The 6,139-nt window shown below is 70.6% G+C and carries 7 protein-coding genes; 2 read left to right on the top strand and 5 right to left on the bottom strand.

Annotated elements, in window-relative coordinates:
* Positions 1-15: 15 nt before the first annotated feature.
* Complete coding sequence (locus A7A76_RS06430; protein WP_206410410.1) at positions 16-804, bottom strand: N-acetylmuramoyl-L-alanine amidase; 789 nt, start codon at positions 802-804, stop codon at positions 16-18.
* 216 nt (positions 805-1,020) lie between these two features.
* On the opposite strand from A7A76_RS06430, the gene A7A76_RS06425 reads away from it, so the two are divergent.
* Positions 1,021-1,212: a hypothetical protein gene (locus tag A7A76_RS06425; protein ID WP_206410409.1), complete on the top strand. Its 192-nt coding sequence runs from the start codon at positions 1,021-1,023 to the stop codon at positions 1,210-1,212.
* An 87-nt stretch (positions 1,213-1,299) separates the two neighbouring features.
* Here the strand turns inward: A7A76_RS06425 and A7A76_RS06420 are convergent, their stop codons facing one another.
* The 3 genes from A7A76_RS06420 to gnd form a co-directional block, all read right to left on the bottom strand.
* Positions 1,300-1,827 (bottom strand): hypothetical protein, encoded by a 528-nt coding sequence (locus tag A7A76_RS06420; protein WP_206410408.1) that lies wholly within the window; start codon positions 1,825-1,827, stop codon positions 1,300-1,302.
* A gap of 316 nt (positions 1,828-2,143) precedes the next feature.
* Positions 2,144-3,388: a glycosyl hydrolase family 8 gene (locus tag A7A76_RS06415; protein ID WP_206410407.1), complete on the bottom strand. Its 1,245-nt coding sequence runs from the start codon at positions 3,386-3,388 to the stop codon at positions 2,144-2,146.
* A gap of 568 nt (positions 3,389-3,956) precedes the next feature.
* Entirely contained in the window at positions 3,957-4,859 is a 903-nt protein-coding gene (gene gnd, locus A7A76_RS06410; protein ID WP_206410406.1) for a phosphogluconate dehydrogenase (NAD(+)-dependent, decarboxylating), read from the bottom strand.
* Positions 4,860-4,992: 133 nt separating this feature from the next.
* Here gnd and A7A76_RS26325 point away from each other — a divergent pair, with 133 nt between their 5' ends.
* Complete coding sequence (locus A7A76_RS26325) at positions 4,993-5,142, top strand: DUF6053 domain-containing protein (RefSeq protein ID WP_428995095.1); 150 nt, start codon at positions 4,993-4,995, stop codon at positions 5,140-5,142.
* A 15-nt stretch (positions 5,143-5,157) separates the two neighbouring features.
* On the opposite strand, the gene A7A76_RS06405 is transcribed toward A7A76_RS26325, so the two are convergent.
* A partial coding sequence (locus A7A76_RS06405; RefSeq protein ID WP_206410405.1) for an alpha/beta fold hydrolase occupies positions 5,158-6,139 on the bottom strand: 982 nt, incomplete at its 5' end.

Genomic DNA, 6,139 nt, shown 5'->3' with positions numbered 1-6,139 from the left:
GCTGAAGCGCCGCGCTCAGCGCAGCGGCGGCGCCGGCAACGGCGGCGGCGCGCCGTCGGGCAGGGCCACCAGCTGCCGCTGCAAGTCGTACAGCGCCTCGGCGTCGCCCGGCTGCCACTCGCGCGCTTCGTTGCCGCGGAAACGGCGATGGAACGCGGCCAGCGCCGCGCCGGGATCGCGCAGGTCGTAGCCGACCAGGCGCAGCGCCGCCCACGGGTCGAACCCCGGCGGCGGCGCGGCCAGCGGTTCGCGCGGCCACAGGCCGAAGCCGGCATCGGCCAGGCGCTTCCACGGGAACTGCACGCTCGGGTCGCTCTTGCGCTCCGGCGCAAGGTCGCCGTGGGCGAGGATCGCCTGCGGCGGCAGGCCCAGCCGCTTAGTCAGATCGGCCAGCAGGCGCAGCAGGCTCTGGATCTGCGCCTCGGCGAAGGGTTCGCTGCCGTCGTTGTCGAGCTCGATGCCGATCGACGCCGAATTCAGATCCGACACGTCGCCCCAGCGGCCCGCGCCGGCGTGCCAGGCGCGCCGCTCTTCGGCCACCAGCTGATAGATGCGCCCGTCCTCGCCGATCAGGTAATGCGCGCTGACCTTGCCCTGCGAGTTCGCGGTCTGCAGCGTGCGCAAGGCTTCGCCGACGCTGTCCATCTGGGTGTGGTGGAGCACGATCGACTGCGCGCGCCGCTCGTTGAAGTTGGGCGAGCCGCGCCACTGCGCCAGCGGATTGTGCGGCGGCGCGCTGGCGCAGCCGGCCACGAGCAGCGCCAGCGCGACGGCGCCGAACGAATAAAGGCGGCGAAGGTTCATGCGGTCTTGGCGGCGGGAAAAACCCAGTGTAGGGCAAGCGCGCCGGCCTGGGCGCCGATGCCGGCGGGCGCGGTGCGGCGCGCTTACAACTGTCACCTGCGCCGCGTTCGGTGACCCAGTCGGCGGTGGCGGCGCCAACGCGCGCCTACAGTGCCGGCGTCGCGGGCGCGCTCGTGTCGTCCGCCGCCTTGGAAGATCGCCTCGGGAGAATCGCGCATGAAACGCAAGTCGCAGGCTTGGCTGGTCGCGTTCGCGCTGGCCGCGTTCGGATTCGGGTTCGGCGTTCAGGCCGCCTCGTCGGCGCCGCCGGACAAGGCGCTGTGCAGCATCAAGGTCTGCCAGGACCGCTGCGGCGGGTTGCCGGGCTGGAATCCCGGCAACGGCCAGCCCTGCCGCTGCTGCGATTGAGCGCATCGCACGGCCGCGACCGCGCTGCATGGCGCGGCCGGCGACCGAACGGTCGTATCCGCGCGCCGAGGCGCGCGGCCGCTGCGCTCAGCGGATGCCCGGACGCTCGAGCTGCGGCTCGACCCGGTTCTTCTGCTCGTCGCGGCGCTGCGACACGCTCTTGCACACCTTCTCGATGCGGTTGGAGCCGATCGAGCGCACGCGCTGGCAGACCACCTTCTCGTCCGGATCGGCCGAAGCGGTGGCATTGCCGGAGGCCTGGGCGATCCAGGCCAGGTCCTGGTGCGCCTGGTCGCGCTCGCTCGCGCTGAGCTGGTCGTAGCTGCGGCCCTGCAGCAGCTGGTTCAAGCGGTCCTGGCGCGTGCGCAGTTCGTCGCGCTTGGCCGGTTCGAGCTTGGCGTAGTCGCCGCGGCCGGCGTCGATGTCGCCGCGGATCTGCTTCTGCTGCTCGAGCACGCTGGCGGTATCGAAGGGCTTGGGCTCGCCCGAGGCCGAGGCCACGGCGCACACGCCGGCCAGCAGCAAGCCGGCCACGCACTGGCCGAGCAAGCGCGAAACCGGCGCGCGCGAAGGAATGAAACGGTGCGACAACAGGTTCGACTCGATCTTGCGCATGACTCCCTTGCCTCGTCGATGGCGGCCGCGAACGCCGCAGGATGGGGCCGGGGGCGGCCCTTCGCTTTCCATTGAGTGGTGCCGGTACCGCGCGGGGACCGCTTGCGGCGCGTTCCCCGACGCGACCGGAAGGCCGATCCTAAAAGAGACCGGCGGCACAACTCCATAGACTTTCGACCTAGGCGCACTGTCAAAACTTTGCCGACTCGGGCGCTTGACAGGGGCATGAACATACGGGCCGGCCCGCGGCGTGCGCGGGCCGGCCCCGGCGATCGGGCCTGCTTCGATCGGGCGCGCTGCGATCAGGCCGCGACGATCACGGCTTGAGCCAGTTGTTGGACACCGCCAGCATCGACAGCAGCTTGACGCTGTCGCCGTAGTAGTCGCTGGTGCCGCCGTTGGCGAGGTAGGCCCACAGCTTGTCGAGCCAGGCCTGGTCGGTGTCGACCGTGGCGGCGACCGCGAACGGCGCGGTGAAGAAGGTGCTGTTGTAGTTCTCGGTCACCGTGCCGTCGAGCTTGTAGCCGCTGCGGATGTTGTTGGCGTTGTTGCCGGCCTTGCTCTTGATCCACTGGCTGAGCTTGCGCGCGGCGTTGCGCGAGCGGCTGTCGCCGCTGACCGCCGCGTCGATGCCGATGCGCCACGGCACCCGGCCGGCGTTCCACGAATACGCGCCGTCGTATTCGGACTCCAGGAAATTCGCCGGCGCCGGCTTGGCCGTGGTGTGGGTGTTGACGATGAAGTCCGGCAGCAGGCCGGTGTTGGGCGCGTAGCTGCTTTGCATCTTGCCGATCAGGGTCTGGTGGGCGTCGAGCACGCCGGTCCAGTAGCTGTCGCCGAGCTTGCTGGCGAAGCCGCGGAAATGGCCGAGCATCCAGTCCGAGCTGCGGGTGGAGTTGTAGTAGTTCGGCTCGCTGCTGCTGACCCAGTCGCCGAGCGTGACCAGCTTGGTGTTGGCGTTGACGTTGCTGCTGCGGATCGCGGCGATCACCTTGCGCGCTTCGGACAGATAGTTGATCGAGCCGGCCGAGCCCCATTGCAGATCGGCCAGCAACAGCGCGTAGGCGATGTCGAGGTCGCCGTCGGTGGCCGAATCGGGACCGGCCACGTTCTTGCAGTTGGCGTCCTGCGCCCACGCCAGCAGCGCCGGGTTGCCGCTGCTGGGATGGCCGCGGTTGTAACGGTGCAGGCCGTCGAACAGCGCCTGCGCGTCGGGATCGCTGCCGGCCATCATCACCGTGATCAGCATGCCGTAGCCCTGCCCTTCGGACACCACGTAGGCGGTGTCGGTGCTGGCCTTGACCCGGTATTCGCCGGCCTTGCAGCCCGCGACCAGATAGCGCTGCTTCCACGCGCGATAGAACGAAGCGGTGGATTGATCGGCCGCGGCGCGGCCGACGCTGGGGCTGAGCGTGCCGCTGACGTAGGCCTGGCGATGGCTGCCGAAGGGATAGTTCGGCGCGGCCTGCGCGGCGAGCGAGGCGCCGAGCGCGGCGGCGGTGGCCAGGACCAGCGACAGCAGTTTGAGGCCGCGGCGCGGTAAGGCGGTGGCGTGTTGCATGGGAAGTCTCCGCAAGAGGAAGGTCGGTGGGCGACCGCGCACGCAGCGGCGCGCGCGGACGCCAGGCGTCCGCGCCGCGACGGCGGCGGGAGGGGAACTGCGCAGCGCGGCGGATGCGGCGCAGCGCGCGCGGTCGGGTGCGGCCGCGGCGACGCGCATGCTTCGGCGCCGCGGGCGCAAGCAGGCTAGCGCGGACGCAAGCGGCAAAGCGCGACCGCCGTCATCGCGCGCATGAACGCAGTTGCGCGGGTTCGCAGATCGACTTTGGTCTTAGCGCGGCGGGTGCGCGCAGTCGCGGTATACGCGTGCGGGCGGTTGCAGTCGCGGGTGCGGCGTTGCGCGTGGCGGCGCCGGAGGGTCGGTTTCGCGGCTTTTGGGTAGGGCCGCTGCGTCGCATCGGAGTGGAAGGCGTCGGGCCTGAAGGCCCTCCCACAAGAGCCGGTGCCCTGTGGCAACCGCGCTGTGGGAGGACTCTCCTGTGTTAGAAGAGTCTTCCTTGTGGGAGGGACTTCAGTCCCGATGCTTTCGGCTCAGATCGCCTCGCGATCCGAGCCGTCCCGCTCGCACATCATTCCTTGCGGATCGCATGCCCGCCGAATTCGTTGCGCATCGCCGCCAGCAGCTTGTCGGCGAAGGAGTCCTTCTCGCGCGAACGCAAGCGCTCCATCAGCGAAGCGGTGATCACAGGCGCGGACACGTCCAGGTCGATCGCCTCGGCCACGGTCCAGCGGCCTTCGCCGGAATCCTCCACATAAGGCGCGATGCCCTGCAGCGAAGGATTCTTGCCCAGCGCGTCGGCGCTGAGGTCGAGCAGCCACGAACGCACCACGCTGCCGTGGCGCCAGATCTGCGCGATCTGGTGCAGGTCCAGGCCGAACTCGGCCTTGCGCCCGAGGATGGCGAAGCCCTCGGCATAGGCCTGCATCATTCCGTACTCGATGCCGTTGTGGATCATCTTGGTGAAGTGGCCCGAACCGCTGGGCCCGACCCGGCCCCAGCCACGCTCGGCCGCCGGCGCCAGGGTTTCGAAGATCGGCCGCAGCCGTTCGACCGCGGCCTCGTCGCCGCCGATCATCAGGCTGTAACCCTCCTGCAGGCCCCACACGCCGCCGCTGGTGCCGGAATCGACGTAGTGCAGGCCGTGCTCGCGCAGTTCGCCGGCGCGGCGCACGGTGTCCTTGTAGTTGGAGTTGCCGCCGTCGACGACGGTGTCGCCCGGCGCCAGCAGCGGGCGCAGTTCGGCCAGGGTCGCATCGACCGCGCCGGCCGGGACCATCAGCCACACCGCGCGCGGCGCCGGCAGCGCCGCGATCAATTCCGCCAACGACGCGGCCGCGCCGATGCCGCGCGCCGCGGCCTGTTCGCGCGCCGCGGCGCCGGGGTCGAAACCCATCACCGCATGCCCGCCGCGCACCAACCGTTCGGCCATATTGGCGCCCATGCGCCCAAGACCGACCATGCCCAGTTCCATGTCGTCTCCCGCTGTTTCGTGTGCGATGTCGTGGACCGCGTCGCCGCTCGTCGGCGCCGCGGGACAGGCGATCTTGGTGTCCGCCGCGGTAAGGAAGTGTGAGCGATTCGGGGCGAAATAAAGGCCCGACGGTATTCCGCATCGGGCGGGAACGCCTTTCGCTGTTGTAGGAGGGCCTTCAGGCCCGATGCCTTTCGCTCAGGCCGCGCCGACCTGGCACAAAAGCATCGGGCCTGAAGGCCCTCCCACAACAGCGAAAGGCATCGGGCCTCAGCCCCCATAACCGCCTCGGGCTTCTTCAGCGCCCGATCTGCTTGCGCATCTCCATCGCCTCGAACACCGCGATCGCCGGCGCCGCCGGCTGGTCGTTGGGGATGTCGTGCGAGCTGTCGGCGATGGTCACCCGCTTGGCGTAACGCGAGGTGCCGATCAGCGCCAGATGGGTCTGCTCGCGCGCGGCCAGCAAGGCCTTGAGGTCGTCGGCGGGCGCGCCGGCGTAGGGCTGCTCGGCGCTGAGCACGATCACCGGCTTGCCGTCGTGGCGCTCGCTCTTGGCCACCGCGCTGCCGTACAGCGACAGCCGGTCCTGCGAGCCGGAGATCACCGTCTCCCAGAACGCTGGCTTGGAGCGCCAGGCGCGCACCGAGGCGTTGAGCCTGTCGCTGTAGTTCGGGTTCGGCGGGCGCAGGCAGTTCTTCAGCTCCGACGGCGGCCGCGGCGCGCCCAGCCGGCCGTCGCGCGCGCCCTGCTCGCAGCTGCGGTACATCGCCAGCATGCGCGGCGCCATCTGCGCTTCGGTCTTGGCGTAGGAGGCGGAGAATTCGCCGACGTTCTGCTCCGGCGGATCCACCAGCACCAGCGCGGCCACCTGCCTGGGATACAGCTCGTCGTAGCGGCGCACCAGCTGGCTGCCGTAGGAATGGCCGACCAGGATCAGCGGGGTGTCGAGGTCGGCCGCGTCGATCAGCGCGCGCAGGTCGGCGACGTCGGCCTTGAGGTCGCGCGGCAGCGGCCCGCCGTCGCTGAAGCCCAGGCCGGCGCGGTCGTAGGAACACACCCGGTTGCGTTGGGCGATCTGCGGCTGCGCCCTGGCCCAGGCCAGCGAGTCGGAGCCGAAGCCGGCCTCCAGCAGCACGGTCGGCGCGCCGGCGCCGCTGCAGCGCAGGTTGAGCTTGCGCCCGCCGCCGATGTCGATGCGCTCGCCGGGTTCGGCGTAGACGTCCAGGCTGGCGTCCGGCGCCGGCCGCGGCTTGGGCCGCGCGCCGGGCCTGGCCGGCGTC

Source organism: Lysobacter enzymogenes (assembly GCF_017168095.1).
GTDB lineage: Bacteria > Pseudomonadota > Gammaproteobacteria > Xanthomonadales > Xanthomonadaceae > Lysobacter > Lysobacter enzymogenes_D.
Note: the sequence above shows the minus strand (reverse complement) of the source record. Positions and strands in the feature narration are given on the sequence as shown.